Origin of the sequence: Corynebacterium sp. HMSC070H05, from assembly GCF_001837615.1 — a bacterium.
Lineage (GTDB): Bacteria > Actinomycetota > Actinomycetes > Mycobacteriales > Mycobacteriaceae > Corynebacterium > Corynebacterium coyleae.
The window spans coordinates 1-214 of sequence record NZ_KV833333.1; the positions used below are offsets into that span (position 1 = coordinate 1).

The window sequence follows — 214 nt, forward strand, 5'->3', positions numbered from 1 at the left end:
GCGTCGCTCTAACAGCCATTCTGGGAAGAATGCACCGTGGCGCAGCTTCGGCACTGCGACATCGATGGTGCCGACACGGGTGTCGAGGTCGCGGTGGCGATACCCGTTGCGGTGGTTGACCCGCTCGGTGGAGGCGACGCCGTATTCGGCGCCGCACACGGTGTCGGCCTGGGCGGAGAGGATCTGGTTGATAAACCCTTGCAGCATCTGGCGC

The 214-nt window shown here is 65.0% G+C and carries 1 protein-coding gene; it reads right to left on the reverse strand.

Annotation, left to right across the window (positions count from 1 at the left end):
- Nucleotides 1-214: transposase (locus tag HMPREF2617_RS06430; RefSeq protein ID WP_210400834.1), on the reverse strand; the 214-nt coding region annotated here is incomplete at both ends.